Genomic DNA, 22,810 nt, shown 5'->3' with positions numbered 1-22,810 from the left:
GTGAGTTTTGCGGGAACACGCTTATTCACTGGATAAATCAGGAACGCAACTATCATGAGACACATTATTTCCGTGCTGCTGGAAAACGAACCGGGCGCGTTATCGCGTGTCGTCGGGCTCTTTTCCGCGCGTGGCTACAACATTGAAACCTTGACGGTGGCGCCGACCGAAGACAGTTCGCTGTCGCGGCTGACCATCGTTTCCATTGGCTCGGATGACGTGATCGAACAGATCACAAAGCACCTGAACCGCCTGATCGAGGTGGTGAAAGTGGTCGACCTGACAGAGGGCGCCCACATTGAGCGCGAGCTGATGCTGATCAAGGTGAGAGCGGTCGGTAAGGAACGGGAAGAGATGAAACGGATGGCGGACATCTTCCGCGGCCGCATCATCGACGTTACCGAAAAAAGCTACACGATGGAACTGACGGGCGCGAGCGACAAGCTCGACGCGTTTATTCAGGGGCTGGACGCAACGGCGATTCTCGAGACCGTACGCACAGGCAGTTCCGGCATTGGCCGGGGCGAGCGAATCCTGAAGGTCTGAGAGCGCCTGAACAGCGCGCACGTTATTAGTACCCAATTCACACATTAATTCCAGGTAAAGGAACCACCATGAAAGTTTTCTACGACAAAGACGCCGACCTCTCCCTCATCAAGGGCAAGCAAGTCACGATCATCGGTTATGGCTCGCAAGGCCATGCACACGCGCTGAACTTGAAGGAAAGCGGCGTGAACGTGACGGTCGGTCTGCGCAAGAACGGCGCATCGTGGAGCAAGGCTGAGAAGGCCGGCCTGAAGGTCAAGGAAGTGGCCGAAGCCGTGAAGGGCGCGGACGTGGTCATGATGCTGCTGCCGGACGAGCAGATCGCTGAAGTCTACAAGAACGAAGTGCATGACAACGCCAAGGAAGGCGCTGCACTGGCATTCGCGCACGGTTTCAACGTGCATTACGGCCAGGTTATCCCGCGTGCTGACCTCGACGTCATCATGATCGCCCCGAAGGCGCCAGGCCACACGGTTCGCAGCACGTACGCCCAGGGCGGCGGCGTTCCCCACCTGATCGCCGTGGCACAAGACAAGTCGGGCGCGGCACGCGACGTGGCATTGTCGTATGCAGCAGCGAACGGCGGCGGCCGTGCCGGTATTATCGAAACGAACTTCCGCGAAGAAACGGAAACTGACTTGTTCGGCGAGCAAGCTGTGCTGTGCGGCGGTACGGTCGACCTGATCAAGGCTGGCTTCGAAACGCTGGTGGAAGCGGGCTACGCGCCGGAAATGGCGTACTTCGAATGCCTGCACGAACTGAAGCTGATCGTCGACCTGATCTATGAAGGCGGCATCGCCAACATGAACTACTCGATCTCGAACAACGCCGAATACGGCGAATATGTGACGGGTCCGAAGATCGTGACGTCGGAAACGAAGAAGGCAATGAAGCAAGTGCTGACCGACATCCAGACCGGCGAATACGCAAAGAGCTTCATCATCGAAAACAAGGCTGGCGCACCGACGCTGCAATCGCGCCGCCGCCTGACGGCTGAGCACCAGATCGAAACGGTCGGCGCCAAGCTGCGCGCCATGATGCCGTGGATCGCGGCAAACAAGCTGGTTGATCAGTCGAAGAACTAAGCAGCTTTAGAACTTAAAAAGCTGAACGACCGGCCTCGTATGCCGGTCCTGGTGAAGACCGCAAGCCGTCCGGTGTCGCTTGGCGCCGGACGGCTTTTGCTATCCTACGGTTTTACTAAAAACATAGAACTCGTTCATGAACTATCCACATCCGATCATCGCGCGTGAAGGCTGGCCGTTTATTGCCATTGCGGCTGTCATTGCCGTGTTGATCCAGGCCATCGGCGGCTTTGGTTTTGCCTGGCCGTTCTGGCTATTGACGATCTTCGTCGTCCAGTTTTTCCGTGACCCCGCCCGGCCGATTCCCGTTCAGGCGAACGCCGTGCTGTGTCCGGCAGACGGCCGTATCGTTGCCGTGGAAACCGCGCACGACCCTTACGCGGGCCGCGAAGCGCTGAAGATCAGCGTGTTCATGAACGTGTTCAATGTCCACTCGCAGCGCTCGCCGGTCGATGGCGCTATCAGCAAGGTCGAGTACTTTCCCGGTTCGTATCTCAATGCAGCCGTCGATAAAGCCTCGACCGAGAACGAACGCAATGCGATCGTGATCCAGACGGCGGCAGGGCATACGGTGACTTCGGTGCAGATCGCCGGACTGATCGCGCGGCGTATTTTGTGCTACGTCCACGTTGGCGAGCCGCTTAACCGTGGCCAGCGTTATGGCTTTATCCGCTTTGGATCGCGAGTCGATGTGTATCTGCCGGTGGGCAGCCGTCCGCGGGTGGCGATTGGCGAGAAGGTGTCGGCCTCGTCTACCATCCTTGCTGAGTTCGCAGAGTAGTCAGTGAACCGGCAGAGAATCAGTACAAATAAAGCGGTAAAACCAGGCTGCACAACGGAGGACTCGATGGCACTCAAACCGCGCCGAACGCGAAGCACGGCAACACCCCCGCGGGCGTTTCGCCGTAACAAGTCGGCGCAGGACATCGGCGTGCTGGAAACGCGGCGTGCGAAGCGGCAACAGTTTTTGAGGAAGCGCGGCATTTACCTGCTGCCCAACGCGTTCACCACGGCCGCGTTGTTCTGCGGCTTTTTCGCGGTCGTTCAGGCCATGAACGTGCGCTTCGAGATCGCGGCCATCGCGATCTTCGTAGCCATGGTGCTGGATGGCATGGACGGCCGGGTTGCACGCATGACGCATACACAAAGCGCGTTCGGCGAGCAGTTCGACAGCCTCTCGGACATGGTCTCGTTCGGCGTGGCGCCCGCGCTGGTGATGTACGAATGGATCCTGAAGGACCTGGGCCGCTGGGGCTGGCTCGCGGCATTCGTCTATTGCTCGGGTGCGGCACTGCGTCTTGCGCGCTTTAATACCAACGTAGGCGTGGTCGATAAACGCTATTTCCAGGGCCTGCCGAGCCCGGCGGCGGCGGCGCTGATCGCGGGTTTCGTGTGGCTCGCTACCGACAACCGCGTGCCGCTGAAGCTGGTCTGGCTGCCGTGGGTGGCGTTTGCGCTGACCATCTATGCTGGTGTCACGATGGTATCGAACGCGCCGTTCTACAGCGGCAAGGCGCTCGATGTGCGCTTCCGTGTCCCGTTCGCCGGCGTGCTGCTGGTGGTGGTGGCGTTTGTGCTGGTGTCGTCGGATCCGCCCTTGATGTTGTTCGGCTTGTTCGTGTTGTACGGTTTTTCCGGTTACGCATGGTGGGGGTACATGGCCATACGCGGCCGGCCGAATCCGGCCAGATCGTCTGAAAAAGCGCACTGAAAGAACCGCGCGCATCGGCTTGAACCCGGTGCGCGCTTTTTGCTTTTGGGCGCCGCGTGGTCCAAAACCACGCGGGTAAAGTCAATCGGATCGATCGGAAAGCCCAATTGCACGCTCTCAAAAATCTCGTTATAGTCTGCAAATGATTTTTTTCGCCCATCCCCTCTCGTTTTTCCTAGCTGGTGCGCCGCTACGCGCGCTACCGCTACTAGCGCGCCTGCCGCGCTAAGCTTCCCGCCTCCCGTCTGCTCGTTCGTGGTTTTCGACGCCAGCGGTGGCGCGAACACCCGGATTCCGTATTGTTTTTCCCCACCGTTTTCAACACTCTAAAACTCCCCACTGGAGCCCGACATGGCAGACAAACTGATCATTTTCGACACGACCTTGCGCGATGGCGAGCAATCCCCCGGCGCGTCGATGACGAAGGACGAGAAGATCCGGATCGCGAAGGCGCTCGAACGGATGAAGGTCGATGTGATCGAAGCAGGCTTTGCGGCCAGTTCGAACGGCGATTTCGACGCCATTCATACCATTGCCGGCTTGATCAAGGACAGCACGATCTGCTCGCTGGCCCGCGCGAACGATAAAGACATCCAGCGCGCCGCCGACGCGCTGAAACCCGCCGATCACTTCCGTATCCATACGTTCATTGCTACGTCGGCGCTGCATATGGAAAAGAAGCTGCGCATGAGCGCGGATCAGGTCTACGAGCAGGCGCGTCTCGCCACGCGTTTCGCGCGCAAGTTCACCGACGACGTCGAATTCTCGCCGGAAGACGGCAGCCGCTCGGATCTCGATTTCCTGTGCCGGGTGCTGGAAGCGGTGATCGATGAAGGCGCGACCATCATCAATATTCCCGATACGGTCGGCTACGCCGTGCCGGAAGGCTACGGCAACCTGATCAAGACCATCCGCGAACGCGTGCCGAATTCGGACAAGGCGGTGTGGTCCGTGCATTGCCATGATGACCTCGGCATGGCGGTCGCGAATTCGCTGGCCGGTGTCCACATCGGCGGCGCGCGTCAGATTGAGTGCACGATCAACGGCCTCGGCGAGCGCGCGGGCAACACGGCGCTGGAAGAAGTCGTGATGGCGATGAAAACGCGCAAGGATTACTACGGGCTGGAACTCGGTATCGATACAACGCATATTGTGCCGACCTCGAAGCTCGTCTCGCAGATCACCGGTTTTGTCGTGCAGCCGAACAAGGCTGTGGTCGGCGCGAACGCGTTTGCGCATGCTTCCGGGATTCATCAGGATGGCGTGCTGAAAGCGCGCGATACCTACGAAATCATGCGTGCCGAAGACGTGGGCTGGGCGACCAACAAGATCGTGCTCGGCAAGTTGTCGGGTCGTAACGCGTTCAAGCAGCGCCTGGAAGATCTCGGCGTGACGCTGGAATCGGAAACGGATGTGAACGCCGCGTTCGTGCGCTTCAAGGAACTCGCCGATCGTAAATCCGAGATCTTCGATGAAGACATCATGGCGATCGTCTCCGAAGAATCAGCGGAAATGCAGGCGAAGGAAACGTTCCGCTTCGTGTCGCTGGCTCAGCATTCGGAAACGGGTGAGCAGCCGCATGCGCGTGTGGTATTTGCGGTCGATGGTATCGAAGTGCAGGGTGAATCACGGGGTAACGGCCCGGTCGATGCCACGCTGCACGCGATCGAATCGAAGGTGACGAGCGGCGCCGAGCTGGTGCTGTATTCGGTGAACGCCATTACCACGGGTACGCAGGCTCAGGGCGAAGTGACCGTGCGTTTGTCGAAGAGCGGCCGGATCGTGAACGGCGTGGGCACGGACCCGGATATCGTGGCGGCGTCGGCGAAGGCGTATCTCGCGGCACTGAACAAGCTGCATTCGAAGGTCGAGAAGCTGAATCCGCAGCTTTCCTAAATTGATTCGATTGAGGCGCGTATCCGGCGCTTCATCGGTTAAAAAACGGCTCTCGCCAAAAGCGAGGGCCGTTTTTCATTGCAGCTTTATGCCCGACAGCAAGCGGGTGGTTTCGATCACGCGCCATGCGCCGGTGCGGGTCATGCTGCTTTCGCAGCTGTATTTGAAGAGCCGGTGGGCTCGCCCGCGGTGTCCGTATCGGAATCGGCGGGGTCTCCAGACGAAAGCACCTTGATGCGGCCGTCGCGCAGACCGAAGATCCAGCCGTGAACGCGCGGTGGACGTTCGGCGTCGCGCACGATGGGTGTATCGCGTAGCGCGCCCACTTGTTCAAGCACGCTCAGTTCCGCCAGCCGGTCGATGCGCGAATCCATCGTGCTCATGGCGTCGAGTTCGCTGCTGTGCTCACGCGCCAGCGCGCACAACGGGGCAATGCGGCGGTTGACGTGGGGCAGGGCGTCGGACAAGGGCAGCAACGACGCACGCACGCCCCCGCAGCCGTAGTGTCCGCACACAATCACGTGGTCCACTTTCAGCACCCTCACCGCGTATTCGAGGACGCTCATGGTGTTGTCATCGTCCGGTGAAAAGAGGTTCGCGATGTTGCGATGGACGAATAAATCTCCGGGCTTCGAGTGCGTGATGGTTTCGGCCGGCACGCGGCTGTCGGAGCATCCCAGCCACAGCACGGTCGGACTTTGACCCTGAGCCAGTGTTTCGAAGAAATCCGGGTCGCTGGCGGCAATTTCAGCCGCCCAGTCGGCGTTCTCAGCCAGCATGCGTTTAGGTCGATGCATGGGTATCAGCTCCAAAGCGTAACGAGAGGTACAGCACTGCAACGGTCAAATTATCGCTGGAAACGGGCTTCCGGCGTCATTGCTGCGCCGCGATTAACCTTGCGAATCACTTTTTATTAAAAGGTTCCGGCAGTCCAGGCGTAAAAAAATGCCGCTTTTTCGGGCGGCATTTTTTCGTCGACAACAGACTTCTTCGGTACTTTCCAGAGAAATCAGAAGAAATTCCGGGCGTCGGGATCGTGAAGCGGGTCGGGCGTTTTTTGCGTCAGGCGGAGCGTGCCCTGGTCATCGAAGTAAAAGCTGTACATCATGTACCAGACGTTTGCCTCCATGTACCGGTACGTCCATACCTCGCGTTTCATCAATGGGAAGTAGGACGTCTCCTCCGGACGGCCGAAGTTGATCAGCACGTCCTTGCGCGTCCAGGTGCCGATCTGCGCTTTGTAGAACTCGTTTTCATCGAGGACCTGCCGCACGCTCACGATCTTCCCCGATGCATCGATATCCGCCGCCGTCGTCACCTCGCCCAGCGGTTGGGTCGGCCACATCAGGCGCTTGCCGCCATTCGGCAGGTCATAGACCTCTTTCGGCGGCCCCAGCTTTGCCGTGATGGTCGATGAGTCGGCGCCAGCCTGGTAGTTCTGCCACGGCTGCGCGCACGCCGTAAGCAGCAGGGCGAGCGCCATTGCTGCCGCGGGTTTTCGTATTGCCTTGCTCAACATCGAAGCCTCCTTCGTATTCGTTTCCACGCTGTATCCACGGTTGGTTGTGGGTTTTTCTGGTGATCTGCGCTATGTCGCTTATTTTGACACGCGGTAGGCGGGCGGTTTTGATTGCGGTCGCCGGTTCGTCCTTCGGTCAGAGCGTGCTTGCGGTTATAGCTGGAACGCGCGGGCTCGGGTAGCTATTCCATTTCTGTTCGCATTTTCCTGGGCGGTTGCATGCAGCGTGCCGAACGCCCTATGATCCGCGATTCGCTTTGCTGTCATGTTCGCTGTCATTTACTCACGGATGAACTGTAATGGACTGTATGGGTCTCGGTTTGCAGTGCGTGGTTTCTTTCAGGGCAGGTAATCGGTTCCTGCCGGCAGGGTGGTTCGGCTTGCTCGGCCGCACATTGCGCGCCGGTAAGCGCCTGGGTGGTTCGTTGCTGGTGGCTTCATGTGTTGGCGGTGTGTTGGTTGCCCCCGCGTGCGCGGCGGATGCCGCTCCCGGTTTGCCGGCCATTCGAATCGCGATGATCGAAGGCATGTCCGGGCCGTTCGCGAACGCGGGCGCGGCCGTCGAGCGCAATCTGCGCTTCGGTGTGGAGCGCGTGAACGCGAACGGCGGCGTCACCTTGCCCGATGGCAAACACCCGCTGCAACTCGTGGTCCTCGACGGCAAGGGCAGCAGCGAAGCCAGCCTTGTCCAGTTGCGTGCGGCCATCGACCAGAATGTTGGCTTTGTCATGCAGGGCAATAGTTCGGCGGTTGCAGCGGCGCTCATCGACGCGATCAATAAACAAAATGCCCGCGATCCCGGGCATCGCGTGGTGTTCCTCAATTATTCCGCCGACGACCCCGCGCTCACCAACGCGGATTGCAGCTTCTGGCATTTTCGCTTCGATGCCCACGCCGGCATGCGCATGAATGCGCTCGCCGATGTCATCCAGCACGATCAATCGGTGAAGAAAGTTTATTTGTTCAACCAGGACTACAGCTTCGGCCACGATGTCAGCCATGAAGCCCAGCGAGCGTTGAAGGAGCGCCGTCCGGACATCGCGATCGTCGCCGATGAATTCATCCCCGCCGGCCGCGTGAAGGACTTCGCGCCGTACATTGCCAAGATCCGCGCAAGCGGCGCCGACGCGGTGATCACCGGCAACTGGGGCAACGACCTGACGCTGCTCGTCAAGGCCGCTCGCGAACAAGGACTCGACACGCATTTCTATACGTTCTATGGCAACAGCCTGGGCGCGCCCGCCGCTCTGGGCGACGCCGGCGTAAAGCACGTCGTGGCGGTGGCCGACTGGCATCCGAACGCAGGCGGCACGGCGTCGGATGCTTATTACGAAGCGTTCCGCGCCCGTTTCCCCGCGCCCGCCGACGATTACCTCTTCCTGCGCATGCCGCTCATGATCGAGATGCTCGCGCAGGCCATGGAGAAAGCACGCAGCGCCGACCCGGCCGCAGTCGCGCATGCGCTGGAAGGCATGAAGCTGGACAAGGGGTTCCAGACGATAGAAATGCGCGCCGCCGATCATCAACTGATCCAGCCCCTTTACGTGATCGAAATGGATAAGGCGGGGTCGGCCGGAGTGCGTGGTGTGCGCTTCGACAACGAAGGTTCCGGCTTTGGCTTTCGGACGCTGCTCAAGATCCCGGCCGCCCAGACCGCGATGCCGACCACCTGCCAGATGAAACGTCCGGCGTCGTAAAAACAATAAGCTTGGGCGCAGGCCTATTGCATCATTTCGCCCGTCGTCTCGAACCCGGTCGACGGCAAAAGTTGCTGTGCTATAATTCGCGACTTGCCGTACTCAGGGTTGAGTGGAATTGCGGGTTGCAAAGTCCGCTTAAAGCGTTCCTCAGGCCCGTCCGGCAAGGAAGTCCAAGGTCGAGATCAAGTTTCGGCGGCTGAGGACAGATGTAGAAAACCCACGGCACGGCCCTTCTTCCGTGACCGCCTGTCCGTTTCAAAGGAAAATCAAATGTCTACCGTAGTTGCTGCTCATGCAAAGAAGTCCGACGTCGTCGCAGAATACGCGCGCGCCGCTAATGACACCGGATCGCCAGAAGTGCAGGTTGCACTGCTGACCACCCGTATCAATGAACTGACCGTTCACTTCAAGGCTCACACGAAGGATCACCACAGCCGCCGCGGCCTGCTGCGCATGGTGAGCCGCCGTCGTAAGCTGCTCGATTACCTCAAGGGCAAAGACGCTGATCGTTATCGCACGCTGATCGAGAAGCTGGGCCTGCGTAAGTAAGCGGCCAGCGTTCACAACGAAATGCCTGTGTCAGTTTGCTGATACAGGCATTTTGTTTTTGAACGGCGCGCTCTTCATGGGCGCAGAAGTGAAAGTAGCGGGAAATATCGAAGGCTTGCATTAAAGCCAACCCCGGATCGGAAGCCGATTCGACTACAGGACCGGGCCTCGCGGCAGAGCTTTGTGTCATTCCAGCGCGTCATGCGCATCGCGTGTCGTGTTGCGTTGGAATGACATACACCCCTCTTTTCGCGCGGTTCCGGTCATCGCTTGGCTTCGCCGTTTTTTCAGCGCGTGCACGGGCTCCGGATGCTCTGGAGTCCACGACAACACGCTCGAACAAGCACGAGGCATAACGAAGAAGGAGTGAGAATGTTTAAAAAGATCGTCAAGGAATTCAAGTGGGGACAACACAACGTACGCCTGGAAACAGGTGAAATCGCGCGCCAGGCAAGCGGCGCCGTGATCGTTGATATAGAAGATACCGTGGTGCTCGCGACGGTTGTCGGCGCGAAGACGGCAAAGCCGGGCCAGGATTTCTTCCCGTTGACCGTCGATTATCTGGAAAAGACCTACGCAGCCGGCAAGATCCCGGGTGGTTTCTTCCGTCGCGAAGGCCGTCCGTCGGAAGGCGAAACGCTGATCTCGCGCCTGATCGATCGTCCGTTGCGCCCGTTGTTCCCGGAAGGCTATTACAACGAAGTCCAGGTCGTGATTCACGTGCTGTCACTGAATCCCGATGTGCCCGCCGACATCCCCGCGCTGATCGGCGCGTCGGCCGCGCTGGCTATCTCCGGCCTGCCGTTCAACGGCCCGGTGGGTGCTGCCCGCGTCGCGTATATCAACAACGAATTCGTCCTGAACCCGACGCGTCCGCAAATGAAGGAATCGGCGCTCGATTTGATCGTCGCCGGTACGGAACGCGCGGTGCTGATGGTGGAATCGGAAGCGCAGCAACTGACCGAAGAAGTCATGCTGGCCGCTGTTGTGTTTGGTCACGATCAGATGCAAATCGCTATCGACGCGATCCACGAACTGGTTGCCGAAGGTGGCAAGCCTGAGTGGGATTGGACGCCGGCGCCGAAGAACGAGCCGCTGATCGCTCGTGTAGCTGAACTCGCTCAAGCCGATCTGAATGCCGTGTACCAGATCCGCGACAAATCGGCTCGCACCGCGAAGCTGAAGGAAGTCTACGCATCGACGACCGCAAAGCTGACCGAAGAAGCCGTTGCCAAGGGCGAAACGCCCGCTGACAAGGCGACCATCGGCAACGTGATGTTCGACATCGAAGCGAAGATCGTCCGTACGCAGATCCTGAACGGCGAACCGCGTATTGACGGCCGCGACACCCGCACCGTTCGTCCGATCGAAATCCGTACCGGCGTGCTGCCGCGTACGCACGGTTCGGCGTTGTTCACGCGCGGCGAAACGCAAGCGCTCGTGATCGCGACGCTGGGCACGAAGGGCGACGAACAGAACATCGACGCGCTCGAAGGCGAGTATCGCGAACGCTTCATGCTTCACTACAACATGCCTCCGTTCGCGACCGGCGAAACGGGTCGCGTCGGTTCGCCGAAGCGCCGTGAAATCGGTCACGGCCGTCTGGCGAAGCGCGCATTGGTGGCAGTGCTGCCGAGCGCCGAGGAATTCGGCTACTCCATTCGCGTGGTGTCGGAAATCACGGAATCGAACGGCTCTTCGTCGATGGCATCGGTTTGCGGCGGCTGTCTCGCGCTGATGGACGCTGGTGTGCCCATGAAGGCGCACGTCGCGGGTATCGCGATGGGCCTGATCCTCGAAGGCAACAAGTTCGCGGTGCTGACGGACATCCTGGGCGACGAAGATCACCTCGGCGACATGGACTTCAAGGTGGCGGGCACGGCGCAAGGCGTGACGGCACTGCAGATGGACATCAAGATCCAGGGCATTACGAAGGAAATCATGCAGGTCGCGCTCGCGCAGGCGAAGGAAGGCCGCATGCATATCCTGGGCAAGATGACGACCGCTGTTCCGGGTACGAACACGAACCTGTCGGACTACGCGCCGCGCATGATCACCATGAAGATCAATCCGGAGAAGATCCGCGACGTGATCGGCAAGGGCGGTTCGGTGATCCGTGCGTTGACCGAAGAAACCAACACGACCATCGATATTTCCGATGACGGCGTGGTGACTATCGCCAGCACGAGCAGCGAAGGCATGGCGGAAGCGAAGAAGCGCATTGAGAACATCACGGCTGAAGTGGAAGTGGGTCAGGTCTACGAAGGCCCGGTACTCAAATTGCTGGACTTCGGTGCAATCGTGAATATTCTTCCGGGTAAGGATGGTCTGCTGCACATCTCGGAAATCGTCAACGAGCGCATCAAGGACATCAACGACTACCTGAAGGAAGGCCAGATCGTGAAGGTCAAGGTCATCCAGACAGACGAAAAGGGTCGTGTCCGTTTGTCGGCGAAGGCTTTGCTGAATGAAGGCGGCGCGCCTATCGAACCGATCCAGCCGACGCAGCAGTAATGCGGTAAGTTCGGAGTGGCCGGCGCGTGAAGGTCGCGCGCCGGCCATTTTTGAATGCGATGGTGCAATGTGATGGTTCGGATGTGATTCGATGTTATTGCGGGGTTCGGCTGAGTGAGCCCGCAATGCCATGGGGTTATGCATCGGTGTTACGCGCGTGTGACTTGAAGGGAACAAGCAGATGAAAGCCATCGAAATCACCGAGTTTGGCGCACCCGAAGTACTGAAGCTGGGCGAGCGTCCGATGCCGGAGCCGAAGGCCGGCGAAGTGCTGATCAAGGTCGCGGCATCGGGCGTGAATCGTCCGGACGTGTTCCAGCGCAAGGGGGGTTATGCGCCGCCGCCGGGCGCGTCGGATCTGCCGGGGCTGGAGGTCGCGGGTGAGATCGTGCGCGGTGACTTCGATCCGAAGCACAATCCGTTCGGTTTGAAAGCAGGGGACCGCGTGTGCGCGCTGCTCGCGGGCGGCGGTTACGCCGAATACGCGTGCGCGCCGCTCGAGCAGTGCCTGCCGGTGCCGAAGGGGTTGACGGATATCGAGGCGGCGTCGCTGCCGGAAACGTTCTTCACGGTCTGGAGCAACGTGTTCGAACGCGCGCATCTGGGCAAGGGCGAGAACGGCGCGGAAGAAACGCTGCTGATCCAGGGCGGGTCGAGTGGCATCGGCGTGACGGCTATCCAGATAGCAAAGGCGTTGGGGCATCGCGTGTTCGTGACGGCCGGAAACGACGAAAAGTGTCAGGCGTGCGAAAAGCTGGGCGCGGAACGCGCGATCAACTACAACACGGAAGATTTCGTCGACGTGGTGAAGTCGCTGACGAACGACCGTGGTGTGGATGTGATCCTCGACATGGTTGCCGGCGACTATCTTCCGCGCGAGCTGAAGGCGCTGGCCGACGGCGGCCGGGTGGTGGTCATCGCAACCCTGGGTGGTTCGAAGGCCGAGATCAACCTCAACGAAGTGCTGCGCCGCCGTCTGGTAATCACCGGTTCCACATTGCGGCCACGCTCGGTCGCGTTCAAGGGCAGGGTCGCGGTGCAACTGAAGACGCAGGTGTGGCCGGAAATCGAAGCGGGACGGATCAAGCCTGTCATTCACCAGGTTTTCCCCGCCGATCAGGCCGCCGCCGCGCACGCGTTGATGGAAGGTAGTACGCACATTGGCAAGATCATGCTGGACTGGAGTCAGGTCGCCTGATTCCGGACCCTGGAGTTGAAATGGGAGGCAGTTCAGATCACGTTGTTTAAGCGCGTGTTTGACCGTTTTCCGCCGCGCACAGTAAAATTGCATGTTGTGCTGGCGCGTTGCCTCCGAAAGTTCCAATTTTTCTATTTCAATGATCGGCAGCCTCGCTGCTACGACGAGACAAATGCCGAAAGAACAAGCCAAACGCGCCAAGCTGGTGGTCGGTAACTGGAAGATGCACGGCCGTCTGGCTGAGAACGCGGTCTTGATGCAAGCCGTGGCCGCCGGCGCCGCGACCTTGCAGAAGGGCGTGCGCACAGCGGTTTGCGTACCCACGCCGTATCTGGCGCAGGCGCAGGCGCTGCTGGGCGGATCGGTGGTCGCGTGGGGTGTCCAGGACGTGTCAGCCCACACGCAGGGCGCTTATACCGGCGAAGTCGCCGCAGGCATGGCGGCGGATTTTGATGCAACATTTGCGATCGTGGGTCACTCGGAGCGGCGCGCCTATCACGGCGAGCATTCGGACCTGGTCGCGGTGAAGGCGCAGCGCGCCCTGGAAGCGGGGCTGACGCCTATCGTGTGTGTGGGCGAAACGTTGGAACAGCGTGACAAGGGTTTGACAGAACAAGTGGTCGGCACGCAACTGGAAGCGGTGTTGCGGGTGCTGAGCGAAGCCCAGGCGGCGAAGATCGTCGTGGCGTACGAGCCGGTCTGGGCGATCGGCTCGGGGAAAAGCGCGACGACAGCGCAGGCGCAACAGGTTCACGCATTCCTGCGCGCGCAACTGGTGGGCAAGAGCGCGGCAGTGGCGGGCGTCCCGGTGTTGTACGGTGGCAGCGTCAAGCCGGAGAACGCGGAAGAGTTATTCGCTCAACAGGACATCGACGGCGGATTGATTGGCGGTGCATCGCTGAAGTCGAACGATTTCCTTGCGATTTGTCAGGCGGCACAAAACGTTTCGGTTTAATCGCCGAGTTTAAGCTTTCGAAAATGTAAGCATTAAAAGCGTGACGCAACAGTGTCACGTGAACATTAAAAGAGTCGGGTGAACGGAATGCTGTATTTAAAGACTTTGATTATCGTCGTCCAGTTGTTGTCGGCGTTTGGTGTTATCGGGCTGGTATTGCTGCAGCACGGTAAGGGTGCCGACATGGGTGCGGCCTTCGGTAGTGGGGCGTCGGGAAGCCTGTTCGGGGCAACCGGTTCGGCCAACTTCCTGTCGCGTACAACAGCCGTGCTCGCAGCCGTGTTTTTCATCTCGACACTGACGTTGACGTACCTTGGCAGCTACAAGCCGGCGGCCTCCGCAGGCTTGCTGGGCGGGGCGGCAGTGACCGCGCCCGCAGTCCATCCGGCAGTTGGCGCATCGGCGTCGGCAGCGGCTTCGGCACCTGTCGCATCGTCGGGTCCTGGCTCTGACGTTCCGAAATAATTTTTCGCCTGGATCGCTTTTTGTGCGTTGAACAAACTGGTTAACCCGGTTATAATTTTGTTCTTGAAGCGATTCCCGGCAATAAGAAGTTGTTTTTCCGGATTTCAAGACAGTGCCGACGTGGTGAAATTGGTAGACACGCTATCTTGAGGGGGTAGTGGCGAAAGCTGTGCGAGTTCGAGTCTCGCCGTCGGCACCAAAAGTTATCCAATGCCAGCCGCATGCATTGCTTCGGCTGGCATTGTCACTTCTGGCGAGTGAAAATCTGCTCAAGGTCTCTTGTGCAAGTTTCTCGGCTTTAGTTGAAAATCGGTTGGGCAGTCGTCCCGGCCGGCACACCAGATCAAACCGATTTGAGGATAGTCGTGAATCTCTCAGCCTATTATCCCGTCTTTCTGTTCCTTGTCGTAGGTACCGGTCTAGGTATTGCGCTGGTCAGCATCGGTAAGATCCTCGGTCCCAATAAGCCTGACACTGAAAAGAACGCGCCTTACGAGTGCGGCTTCGAGGCATTCGAAGACGCGCGTATGAAGTTCGATGTGCGTTACTATCTCGTCGCTATTCTGTTCATTATTTTCGACCTCGAGACCGCGTTCCTGTTTCCGTGGGGCGTTGCCCTGCGCGACATTGGCTGGCCCGGTTTCTTGTCAATGATGGTTTTTCTGCTCGAGTTTCTGCTTGGTTTTGCCTACATCTGGAGAAAGGGTGGGCTGGACTGGGAGTAACGGTATAACGGGCGGGTTGAAGATCACCGGATTGCTGGGCGGCTATGGCTGGCTGCTCATCTGGAGTGAAAGCAAATGAGTATCGAAGGGGTCTTGAAGGAAGGGTTTGTCACCACCACGGCTGACAAACTGATCAACTGGACGCGCACGGGTTCGCTGTGGCCCATGACGTTCGGCTTGGCGTGTTGTGCGGTCGAGATGATGCACGCGGGCGCTGCCCGCTACGATCTGGACCGTTTCGGCGTCGTGTTTCGTCCGAGTCCGCGGCAGTCGGACGTGATGATCGTCGCCGGCACGCTATGCAACAAAATGGCGCCGGCACTGCGCAAGGTCTACGACCAGATGGCCGAGCCGCGCTGGGTCATCTCCATGGGTTCGTGCGCCAACGGCGGTGGTTACTACCACTATTCGTATTCGGTCGTGCGCGGATGTGACCGGATCGTACCGGTCGATGTCTACGTGCCCGGGTGCCCGCCGACGGCTGAAGCGCTGGTGTATGGCGTGATTCAGTTGCAGGCGAAGATTCGTCGCACCAGCACGATCGCTCGCCAGTAATTGTCGTTAGTATGTGCGCCGATAGGTCATGGCGCACTCATGGCACAGATTAGGCACGCCAGTCAGCGTTGTTGAAGTCCCTGAAGTCCCATTAAGCGTCACCAAGGCCAGAGCCTCCCCAATATGGCAAGCAAACTCGAGACCCTGAAAGCGAACCTCGAGGCGGCGTTCGGCGACCGCCTGCAAAGCATCACCGAGTCGCTCGGGCAACTGACCATCGTCGTCAAAGCGGCGAACTACGCCGACGTGATACTCAAGCTGCGCGACGACCGTTCGCTCGGCTTCGAACAACTCGTCGACCTGTGCGGCGTCGACTACTCCACGTACGGCGAAGGCGCCTACGAAGGCCCGCGTTTCGCGGCCGTCCTCCATCTTCTTTCGATCGCGAACAACTGGCGTCTGCGCGTGCGCGTGTTTGCACCGGACGACGAAGTGCCTATCGTTCCGTCGGCAGTCGACGTCTGGTCATCGGCGAACTGGTACGAGCGGGAAGCATTCGACCTGTTCGGTATCGTCTTCGAAGGCCACCCCGACCTGCGCCGCATTCTTACCGACTACGGTTTTATCGGTCATCCGTTCCGCAAGGACTTCCCGGTGTCGGGTTATGTCGAAATGCGTTACGACCCCGAAGAGAAGCGCGTCGTGTACCAGCCAGTGACGATCGAGCCGCGCGAAATCACGCCGCGCGTGATCCGCGAGGACCGCTATGGCGGTCTGAAACACTAAGAGAACGCCATGGCAGAGATCAAGAACTACACGCTCAATTTCGGCCCACAACACCCGGCCGCGCACGGTGTGCTGCGCCTCGTGCTGGAACTGGACGGCGAAGTGATTCAGCGCGCCGATCCGCATATTGGGCTGCTACATCGCGCGACTGAAAAGCTCGCGGAATCGAAGACCTTCATTCAGTCCGTGCCGTACATGGACCGTCTCGACTATGTGTCGATGATGGCCAACGAACACGGCTACGTGTTGGCGATCGAGAAGCTGCTCGGCATCGACATCCCCATTCGCGCGAAATATATTCGCGTGCTGTTCGACGAAATCACGCGCGTGCTGAACCACCTGATGTGGATCGGCTCGCACGCGCTCGACGTCGGCGCCATGGCGGTGTTTTTGTATGCATTCCGCGAACGCGAAGACTTGATGGACGTGTACGAAGCGGTCTCCGGCGCACGGATGCACGCTGCGTATTACCGTCCGGGCGGCGTGTATCGCGATCTGCCTGACGCAATGCCGCAATACAAAGCGTCGAAAATCCGCAATGCGAAGGCGTTGTCGCGGATGAACGAGACTCGTCAGGGTTCGTTGCTCGATTTTATCGAAGAGTTTTTCGGCCGGTTTCCGAAGTGCGTCGACGAGTACGAGACGCTGCTGACCGACAACCGTATCTGGAAGCAGCGGCTGGTGGGTATCGGCGTGGTCAGTCCTGAGCGCGCGTTGCAGCTCGGCATGACCGGCGCGATGCTGCGCGGCTCGGGCATTGAGTGGGATTTGCGCAAGAAGCAGCCGTACGAAGTCTATGACCAACTGGACTTTGACATTCCGGTCGGCGTGAACGGCGATTGTTACGACCGTTATCTCGTGCGCGTGGAAGAAATGCGTCAGTCCACTCGCATCGCGAAACAATGTATTGACTGGCTTCGTAAGAATCCAGGCCCGGTGATGGTCGACAATCACAAGATTGCGCCGCCGTCGCGCGTCGGCATGAAGACCAACATGGAAGAGCTGATTCACCATTTCAAGCTCTTCACGGAAGGTTTTCACGTTCCCGAAGGCGAGACCTACGCGGCAATCGAGCATCCGAAGGGCGAATTTGGTATCTATCTGATTTCGGATGGCGCGAACAAGCCGTATCGGCTGAAGATTCGTGCTCCGGGTTATGCGCATCTTGCTTCACTCGACGAAATGGCTCGCGGTCACATGATTGCGGACGCGGTGACGATCATCGGCACGCAGGACATCGTGTTCGGTGAGATCGATCGCTGACATGCAGTCGTCAGGATTCTGCGCCGCACCACGCCGGCATGTACGCGCAATAGCGCTGAGCACGCCGGCGAACCAACAACAGCAGGACGCCAGGTCTGCCGCAAAAGAAGGGCGCGGTGGGTTTTCGTTCGGTAGGAACTGAAAGAGTCGTGTCTGAAATGATCTCAGCTGAAGGCCTGAAAGAAATCGATCGCGCGATCGCGAAATATCCCGTGGACCAGAAACAGTCCGCGGTGATGTCGGCGTTGACCGTCGCTCAGGAAGAGCACGGCTGGCTATCGCCGGAACTGATGCAGTTCGTGGCCGACTACCTCAGCATGCCCGCCGTGGCCGTGCAGGAGGTGGCGACGTTCTACACCATGTACAACACCTCGCCGGTCGGCAAATACAAGATCACGCTCTGTACGAACTTGCCGTGCCAACTCGGTCCGGACGGCGGCTCCGAAAGCGCTGCTGAATACCTGAAGCAAAAGCTCGGCATCGACTTTGGCGAAACCACCGCCGACGGCAAATTCACCTTGAAAGAAGGCGAATGTTTCGGCGCGTGCGGCGATGCCCCCGTGTTGCTCGTGAACAATCACCGTATGTGCAGTTTCATGAGTCGCGAGCGGATCGACACGCTCCTCGAGGAACTATCGAAATGACGTCTCTTCACGACCGCCACATCCAGCCCCTGATTCTCGCCGGCCTCAACGGCGACAACTGGCACCTCGAAGATTATGTGGCGCGCGGCGGTTACGCCCAGCTGCGCCGCATTCTCGAAGAAAAGATTCCGCAAGAGCAGGTCATTGCCGACGTCAAGGCGTCGGGCCTGCGTGGCCGCGGCGGTGCGGGTTTCCCGACCGGCCTCAAGTGGAGCTTCATGCCGCGCCAGTTCCCGGGGCAGAAGTACCTCGTCTGCAACTCGGACGAAGGCGAACCGGGCACGTTCAAAGACCGTGACATCCTGCGCTGGAATCCGCATTCGCTGATCGAAGGCATGGCCATTGGCGCCTATGCAATGGGCATCACGGTCGGCTACAACTATATTCACGGCGAGATTTTCGAGGTCTACAAGATCTTCGAACAGGCGCTTGAAGAAGCGCGTGCTGCGGGTTATCTCGGTGCGAATATTCTGGGTTCGGGCTTCTCGTTCGAACTGCATGCGCATCATGGTTACGGCGCGTATATTTGCGGCGAAGAAACCGCGTTGCTCGAGTCGCTGGAAGGCAAGAAAGGCCAGCCGCGCTTCAAGCCGCCGTTCCCGGCGAGCTTTGGCGTATATGGCAAGCCGACCACGATCAACAACACCGAAACGTTCGCGGCCGTGCCGTTCCTGCTGGCTATTGGCCCGCAGAAGTATCTCGAGATCGGCAAGCCGAATAACGGCGGCACGAAGATCTTCTCGGTTGCCGGCGACGTCAATCGTCCGGGCAACTTCGAAGTGCCGCTCGGTACATCGTTCGCCACCTTGCTCGATCTGGCTGGCGGTGTGCGCGGCAAGTCGGTGAAAGCGGTGATCCCGGGCGGATCGTCGGCACCCGTGATTCCGGGCGAGATCATGTTGAACACCGACATGGACTACGACGCCATCGCGAAAGCCGGGTCAATGCTCGGTTCGGGCGCCGTGATCGTGATGAACGAAACGCGCTGCATGGTGCGTTCGCTGCTGCGTCTTTCGTATTTCTATTACGAAGAATCATGTGGTCAATGCACGCCTTGCCGTGAAGGTACGGGCTGGCTGTATCGCGTGGTGCATCGGATCGAACATGGACTCGGGCGCAAGGAAGACCTGGATCTGCTGAACTCGGTCGCCGAAAACATCATGGGTCGCACCATCTGTGCTCTCGGCGACGCGGCGGCCATGCCGGTGCGCGGCATGCTGAAGCACTTCTGGGACGAATTTGAATATCACGTCGAGCATAAACATTGTCTCGTCGACGGACACGCGCATCATGCGCACACGTCCGAAGCGCTTACCGCGTGATCAGTGATCAGGCCAAGGACCATTCCCCATCATGGTTGAACTAGAAATCGACGGCAAAAGTGTAGAAGTGCCTGAAGGCAGCATGGTGATCCAGGCTGCGCATAAGGTCGATACCTACATTCCGCACTTTTGCTATCACAAGAAGCTGTCGATCGCGGCGAACTGCCGGATGTGCCTGGTCGAAGTCGAGAAAATGCCGAAGGCGGTTCCCGCCTGTGCCACGCCGGTATCGGCGGGCATGATCGTGCGCACGAAATCGGACAAGGCCGTGAAGGCGCAGCAGTCCGTGATGGAATTCCTGCTGATCAATCACCCGCTCGATTGCCCGATCTGCGACCAGGGCGGTGAATGCCAGTTGCAGGATCTGGCCGTGGGTTACGGCAAGTCGCAATCGCGCTACAACGAAGAAAAGCGCGTGGTGTTCCACAAGAACGTCGGACCGCTGATCTCGATGGAAGAGATGACGCGCTGCATCCATTGCACGCGTTGCGTCCGTTTCGGTCAGGAAGTGGCCGGCGTGATGGAACTCGGCATGCTGGGTCGTGGCGAGCATTCGGAAATCACGTCGTTCGTCGGCAAGACGGTGGACTCGGAACTGTCGGGCAACATGATCGACCTGTGCCCGGTCGGTGCGTTGACGAGCAAGCCGTTCCGCTACAGCGCCCGTACGTGGGAGTTGTCGCGCCGCAAGTCGATCAGTCCGCACGATTCTGTCGGCGCGAACCTGGTCGTGCAAGTGAAGAACAACCGCGTGATGCGCGTTCTGCCGATGGAAAACGAAGCCATCAACGAATGCTGGATCTCGGACAAGGATCGCTTCTCGTATGAAGCGCTGAATAGCGACGAACGTCTCACGCAGCCCATGTTGAAGCAGGGCGGCAAGTGGATCGAGACCGACTGGCAAACAGCGCTGGAATATGTGGCGAAGGGTATCAAGGGCATTACGGCCGATCACGGCGCGAATCAGATCGCTGCCCTGGCTACGCCGCATAGCACCGTCGAAGAACTGTATCTGCTGAAGCAATTTGCTGAAGGCGTGGGTACACCGAACGTCGACTTCCGCTTGCGTCAGAGCGACTTCTCGGCGCCGGTGTCGGACAGCGCGCCGTGGCTTGGTGTGAAGATCGCAGACCTGACGAATATCGACACGGCGTTTGTAGTCGGTTCGTTCCTGCGTCGCGATCATCCGTTGTTCGCGGCACGTCTGCGTCAGGCGGCCAAGGGCGGCGCGAAGCTCACGTTCCTGAACGCGACCAATGATGACTCGCTGATTCCGGCTGCGCATCGCGTGGTCGCGGCGCCGTCGGAATGGCTCGATCGTCTCGGCAGTCTGGCTGCTGCGGTAGCTGAAGCACGAGGCGTCGCAGTGCCGGAAGCGTTCGCTTCACACGAAGCGTCGGCGGCGGCGAAAGACATTGCCGCGTCGTTGTCGGCGGGTGACAAGCGTGTGGTGTTGCTCGGCAACAGCGCGGTTCAGCATCCGCAGTTCGCGCAGATTCAGGCGGTATGCCAGTGGATCGCGGACAGCACCGGCGCCACGCTGGGTTATCTGACGGAAGCGGCCAATACAGTTGGCGCGCATCTCGTCGATGCACTGCCGGGCGAAGGCGGTCTGAACGCACGTGAAGTATTCGAGCAGCCGCGCAAGGGTTATGTGCTGTTCAACGTCGAACCCGCATTCGATACCGCTAACCCAGCTCTTGCGCTCGCCGCATTGAAGCAGGCGGAAATGGTCGTCGCGCTGTCGGCATTCAAGCATGGCGCCGACTACGCCGACGTGTTGCTGCCGATCGCACCGTTCACGGAAACGTCGGGCACGTTCGTCAACGCTGAAGGTACCGCGCAGACGTTCAACGGCGTGGTGCGTCCGCTGGGCGAAACGCGTCCGGGCTGGAAAGTCCTGCGCGTGCTGGGCAGCATCCTCGGGCTGAAGGGTTTCGAATTCGATACCGCCGAAGAAGTCCGCGACGCCGCATTGGGCACGGGCGATCTGACGGCGCGTTTGTCGAACAAGACGAACGTGGCGATCAAGGCTGTTGCGAAAGCGGCTGCAGTGAAGGAAGGCAGCTACGAACGTCTCGCCGACACGCCGATTTACCACGCCGACGCATTGTCGCGTCGTGCTGAATCGTTGCATCTGACGACTGCTGCGCGCGACGCGAACGTGGTTGCGCTGCCGACGTCGCTGTTCGAGAAACTCGGTCTGAAAAACGGCGACGCAGTGCGTGTTGCCCAAGGTGATCTCGCGGTGGTCCTGCCGGCAGTTCGCGATGCGAACCTGGCGGAAAGCGTGGTGCGTGTATCGGCGGGAACGTCGGCCGGTGCAGCGCTCGGGGCTCTGTTCGGTGAACTGGTAGTGGAGAAGGCGTAAATGGGCTTGTTCGATACGATCAACACAGGCGGGACGCAGATTCTCGGCGTCGCCTGGCCGACGGTGTGGGCGCTAGTCCGCATTCTCGTGGTCTCGGTGGTGATCCTGCTGTGCGTGGCGTACCTGATTCTGTGGGAACGCAAGCTCATCGGCTGGATGCACGTGCGTCTCGGCCCGAATCGCGTGGGTCCGCTCGGTCTGTTGCAGCCGATCGCCGACGTGCTGAAGCTGTTGCTGAAGGAAGTGATTCAGCCGACGCAAGCCAGCCGCTGGATCTACCTGATCGCGCCAATCATGACCGTGGTGCCGGCGTTCGCGGTATGGGCGGTGATTCCGTTCCAGGCGAAAGCGGTGCTCGGCGACATCAACGCGGGCTTGCTCTATGTGATGGCGATTTCGTCCGTCGGCGTGTATGGCGTGATTCTCGCCGGCTGGGCGTCGAACTCGAAGTACGCGTTCCTCGGCGCAATGCGCGCGGCAGCGCAAATGGTCTCGTACGAAATCTCGATGGGCTTCGCGCTCGTCGTCGTGCTGATGGTCACGGGCAGCCTGAATATGTCGGCCATCGTGGTGTCGCAGGAACAGGGCATCTTCGCGAACTGGGGTATCAACTTCCTCTCGTGGAACTGGTTGCCGCTGCTGCCCATGTTCGTTGTGTATTTCGTGTCGGGCATTGCTGAAACGAACCGTCACCCGTTCGACGTGGTGGAAGGCGAGTCGGAGATCGTCGCGGGCCACATGATCGATTATTCGGGCATGGCTTTCGCGCTGTTCTTCCTCGCCGAATACATCAACATGATCGTGATCTCGGCAATTGCAACCACGCTGTTCCTCGGCGGCTGGAGCGCACCGTTTGGTTTCCTGTCCTTCATCCCGGGCATTTTCTGGTTCGTGCTGAAGATCTTCTTCCTGCTGTCGGTGTTCATCTGGGCCCGTGCGACGTTCCCGCGTTATCGCTACGACCAGATCATGCGTCTCGGCTGGAAAATCTTTCTGCCGGTGTCGGTGGTGTGGGTGGTCGTGGTCGGGTTCTGGATCATGTCGCCGCTGAACATCTGGAAATAAT

The 22,810-nt window shown here is 59.4% G+C and carries 21 protein-coding genes and 1 tRNA gene; 20 read left to right on the top strand and 2 right to left on the bottom strand.

The annotated features are described in order from the left end of the window. The first annotated feature begins 54 nt into the window (after nt 1-54). From ilvN to ACSQ8V_RS12555, 5 genes are all read left to right on the top strand, one after another. Nucleotides 55-546 (top strand): acetolactate synthase small subunit, encoded by a 492-nt coding sequence (gene ilvN, locus ACSQ8V_RS12575; RefSeq protein WP_047844600.1) that lies wholly within the window; start codon nt 55-57, stop codon nt 544-546. A gap of 68 nt (nt 547-614) precedes the next feature. Then, complete coding sequence (gene ilvC, locus ACSQ8V_RS12570) at nt 615-1,631, top strand: ketol-acid reductoisomerase (RefSeq protein ID WP_213767387.1); 1,017 nt, start codon at nt 615-617, stop codon at nt 1,629-1,631. A gap of 136 nt (nt 1,632-1,767) precedes the next feature. After that, a complete protein-coding gene (locus tag ACSQ8V_RS12565) occupies nt 1,768-2,412 on the top strand; it encodes a phosphatidylserine decarboxylase (RefSeq protein ID WP_062084542.1) in 645 nt (214 codons plus the stop codon). Nucleotides 2,413-2,478: 66 nt separating this feature from the next. Next, the gene (gene pssA / locus ACSQ8V_RS12560; RefSeq protein ID WP_213767386.1) at nt 2,479-3,342 is read left to right on the top strand and encodes a CDP-diacylglycerol--serine O-phosphatidyltransferase; all 864 of its coding nucleotides are present in this window, start codon (nt 2,479-2,481) and stop codon (nt 3,340-3,342) included. A 351-nt stretch (nt 3,343-3,693) separates the two neighbouring features. Next, nucleotides 3,694-5,238: a 2-isopropylmalate synthase gene (locus tag ACSQ8V_RS12555; RefSeq protein ID WP_213767385.1), complete on the top strand. Its 1,545-nt coding sequence runs from the start codon at nt 3,694-3,696 to the stop codon at nt 5,236-5,238. A 140-nt stretch (nt 5,239-5,378) separates the two neighbouring features. Here ACSQ8V_RS12555 and ACSQ8V_RS12550 read toward each other — a convergent pair whose 3' ends face one another. Next, complete coding sequence (locus tag ACSQ8V_RS12550) at nt 5,379-6,035, bottom strand: carbonic anhydrase (protein ID WP_436205901.1); 657 nt, start codon at nt 6,033-6,035, stop codon at nt 5,379-5,381. A gap of 212 nt (nt 6,036-6,247) precedes the next feature. Next, nucleotides 6,248-6,757: a hypothetical protein gene (locus ACSQ8V_RS12545; protein WP_436205900.1), complete on the bottom strand. Its 510-nt coding sequence runs from the start codon at nt 6,755-6,757 to the stop codon at nt 6,248-6,250. Between the two features lie 308 nt (nt 6,758-7,065). Between ACSQ8V_RS12545 and ACSQ8V_RS12540 the strand changes: the two genes are divergently transcribed. The 15 genes from ACSQ8V_RS12540 (at nt 7,066) to nuoH (ending at nt 22,809) form a co-directional block, all read left to right on the top strand. Next, on the top strand, nt 7,066-8,454 hold the full coding sequence (locus ACSQ8V_RS12540; RefSeq protein ID WP_436206645.1) for a branched-chain amino acid ABC transporter substrate-binding protein: 1,389 nt from the start codon (nt 7,066-7,068) through the stop codon (nt 8,452-8,454). Nucleotides 8,455-8,727: 273 nt separating this feature from the next. Then, complete coding sequence (gene rpsO / locus ACSQ8V_RS12535) at nt 8,728-9,006, top strand: 30S ribosomal protein S15 (RefSeq protein WP_213767382.1); 279 nt, start codon at nt 8,728-8,730, stop codon at nt 9,004-9,006. 366 nt (nt 9,007-9,372) lie between these two features. After that, nucleotides 9,373-11,520: a polyribonucleotide nucleotidyltransferase gene (gene pnp / locus ACSQ8V_RS12530; RefSeq protein ID WP_436205899.1), complete on the top strand. Its 2,148-nt coding sequence runs from the start codon at nt 9,373-9,375 to the stop codon at nt 11,518-11,520. 181 nt (nt 11,521-11,701) lie between these two features. Beyond that, entirely contained in the window at nt 11,702-12,718 is a 1,017-nt protein-coding gene (locus ACSQ8V_RS12525) for an NAD(P)H-quinone oxidoreductase (RefSeq protein ID WP_436205898.1), read from the top strand. 172 nt (nt 12,719-12,890) lie between these two features. Next, nucleotides 12,891-13,673 (top strand): triose-phosphate isomerase, encoded by a 783-nt coding sequence (gene tpiA / locus ACSQ8V_RS12520; protein WP_436205897.1) that lies wholly within the window; start codon nt 12,891-12,893, stop codon nt 13,671-13,673. Between the two features lie 87 nt (nt 13,674-13,760). Continuing rightward, the gene (gene secG, locus ACSQ8V_RS12515) at nt 13,761-14,138 is read left to right on the top strand and encodes a preprotein translocase subunit SecG (RefSeq protein ID WP_436205896.1); all 378 of its coding nucleotides are present in this window, start codon (nt 13,761-13,763) and stop codon (nt 14,136-14,138) included. Nucleotides 14,139-14,252: 114 nt separating this feature from the next. Further along, nucleotides 14,253-14,337: transfer RNA gene (locus tag ACSQ8V_RS12510), tRNA-Leu, on the top strand. A gap of 166 nt (nt 14,338-14,503) precedes the next feature. Continuing rightward, nucleotides 14,504-14,863, top strand: a complete 360-nt coding sequence (locus tag ACSQ8V_RS12505; protein ID WP_213767377.1) for an NADH-quinone oxidoreductase subunit A — start codon at nt 14,504-14,506, stop codon at nt 14,861-14,863. Between the two features lie 75 nt (nt 14,864-14,938). Beyond that, entirely contained in the window at nt 14,939-15,418 is a 480-nt protein-coding gene (locus tag ACSQ8V_RS12500) for a NuoB/complex I 20 kDa subunit family protein (protein ID WP_027819582.1), read from the top strand. Between the two features lie 123 nt (nt 15,419-15,541). Beyond that, complete coding sequence (locus ACSQ8V_RS12495) at nt 15,542-16,144, top strand: NADH-quinone oxidoreductase subunit C (RefSeq protein ID WP_436182127.1); 603 nt, start codon at nt 15,542-15,544, stop codon at nt 16,142-16,144. Between the two features lie 9 nt (nt 16,145-16,153). Continuing rightward, a complete protein-coding gene (locus ACSQ8V_RS12490; RefSeq protein ID WP_089164957.1) occupies nt 16,154-17,407 on the top strand; it encodes an NADH-quinone oxidoreductase subunit D in 1,254 nt (417 codons plus the stop codon). Between the two features lie 158 nt (nt 17,408-17,565). After that, nucleotides 17,566-18,051 (top strand): NADH-quinone oxidoreductase subunit NuoE, encoded by a 486-nt coding sequence (gene nuoE / locus ACSQ8V_RS12485; protein WP_213767375.1) that lies wholly within the window; start codon nt 17,566-17,568, stop codon nt 18,049-18,051. Next, nucleotides 18,048-19,373 carry an NADH-quinone oxidoreductase subunit NuoF gene (gene nuoF, locus ACSQ8V_RS12480; RefSeq protein ID WP_213767374.1) on the top strand — a complete coding sequence of 442 codons (1,326 nt, stop codon included), beginning with the start codon at nt 18,048-18,050 and terminating at the stop codon, nt 19,371-19,373. Before nuoE ends, nuoF begins: the two co-directional genes overlap by 4 nt. 31 nt (nt 19,374-19,404) lie before the next feature. Then, complete coding sequence (gene nuoG / locus ACSQ8V_RS12475) at nt 19,405-21,744, top strand: NADH-quinone oxidoreductase subunit NuoG (protein ID WP_436205895.1); 2,340 nt, start codon at nt 19,405-19,407, stop codon at nt 21,742-21,744. Next, complete coding sequence (gene nuoH, locus ACSQ8V_RS12470) at nt 21,745-22,809, top strand: NADH-quinone oxidoreductase subunit NuoH (protein ID WP_436205894.1); 1,065 nt, start codon at nt 21,745-21,747, stop codon at nt 22,807-22,809. Nucleotide 22,810 lies beyond the last annotated feature (1 nt).

This window comes from Caballeronia sp. LjRoot31 (assembly GCF_964253885.1).
GTDB lineage: Bacteria > Pseudomonadota > Gammaproteobacteria > Burkholderiales > Burkholderiaceae > Caballeronia.
Note: the sequence above shows the minus strand (reverse complement) of the source record. Positions and strands in the feature narration are given on the sequence as shown.

What these genes read in the sequence shown, in the direction of transcription:
- ACSQ8V_RS12525 (WP_436205898.1), top strand. Translation starts at nt 11,702, where the DNA reads ATGAAAGCCATCGAAATCACCGAGTTTGGCGCACCCGAAGTACTGAAG.
- ACSQ8V_RS12540 (WP_436206645.1), top strand. Translation starts at nt 7,066, where the DNA reads ATGGGTCTCGGTTTGCAGTGCGTGGTTTCTTTCAGGGCAGGTAATCGG.
- ilvN (WP_047844600.1), top strand. Translation starts at nt 55, where the DNA reads ATGAGACACATTATTTCCGTGCTGCTGGAAAACGAACCGGGCGCGTTA.
- ACSQ8V_RS12500 (WP_027819582.1), top strand. Translation starts at nt 14,939, where the DNA reads ATGAGTATCGAAGGGGTCTTGAAGGAAGGGTTTGTCACCACCACGGCT.
- ACSQ8V_RS12565 (WP_062084542.1), top strand. Translation starts at nt 1,768, where the DNA reads ATGAACTATCCACATCCGATCATCGCGCGTGAAGGCTGGCCGTTTATT.
- nuoE (WP_213767375.1), top strand. Translation starts at nt 17,566, where the DNA reads ATGATCTCAGCTGAAGGCCTGAAAGAAATCGATCGCGCGATCGCGAAA.
- ACSQ8V_RS12545 (WP_436205900.1), bottom strand. Translation starts at nt 6,757, where the DNA reads ATGTTGAGCAAGGCAATACGAAAACCCGCGGCAGCAATGGCGCTCGCC.
- ACSQ8V_RS12555 (WP_213767385.1), top strand. Translation starts at nt 3,694, where the DNA reads ATGGCAGACAAACTGATCATTTTCGACACGACCTTGCGCGATGGCGAG.
- ACSQ8V_RS12550 (WP_436205901.1), bottom strand. Translation starts at nt 6,035, where the DNA reads ATGCATCGACCTAAACGCATGCTGGCTGAGAACGCCGACTGGGCGGCT.
- secG (WP_436205896.1), top strand. Translation starts at nt 13,761, where the DNA reads ATGCTGTATTTAAAGACTTTGATTATCGTCGTCCAGTTGTTGTCGGCG.
- rpsO (WP_213767382.1), top strand. Translation starts at nt 8,728, where the DNA reads ATGTCTACCGTAGTTGCTGCTCATGCAAAGAAGTCCGACGTCGTCGCA.
- ACSQ8V_RS12490 (WP_089164957.1), top strand. Translation starts at nt 16,154, where the DNA reads ATGGCAGAGATCAAGAACTACACGCTCAATTTCGGCCCACAACACCCG.
- ACSQ8V_RS12495 (WP_436182127.1), top strand. Translation starts at nt 15,542, where the DNA reads ATGGCAAGCAAACTCGAGACCCTGAAAGCGAACCTCGAGGCGGCGTTC.
- nuoG (WP_436205895.1), top strand. Translation starts at nt 19,405, where the DNA reads ATGGTTGAACTAGAAATCGACGGCAAAAGTGTAGAAGTGCCTGAAGGC.
- pssA (WP_213767386.1), top strand. Translation starts at nt 2,479, where the DNA reads ATGGCACTCAAACCGCGCCGAACGCGAAGCACGGCAACACCCCCGCGG.
- tpiA (WP_436205897.1), top strand. Translation starts at nt 12,891, where the DNA reads ATGCCGAAAGAACAAGCCAAACGCGCCAAGCTGGTGGTCGGTAACTGG.
- ilvC (WP_213767387.1), top strand. Translation starts at nt 615, where the DNA reads ATGAAAGTTTTCTACGACAAAGACGCCGACCTCTCCCTCATCAAGGGC.
- nuoH (WP_436205894.1), top strand. Translation starts at nt 21,745, where the DNA reads ATGGGCTTGTTCGATACGATCAACACAGGCGGGACGCAGATTCTCGGC.
- nuoF (WP_213767374.1), top strand. Translation starts at nt 18,048, where the DNA reads ATGACGTCTCTTCACGACCGCCACATCCAGCCCCTGATTCTCGCCGGC.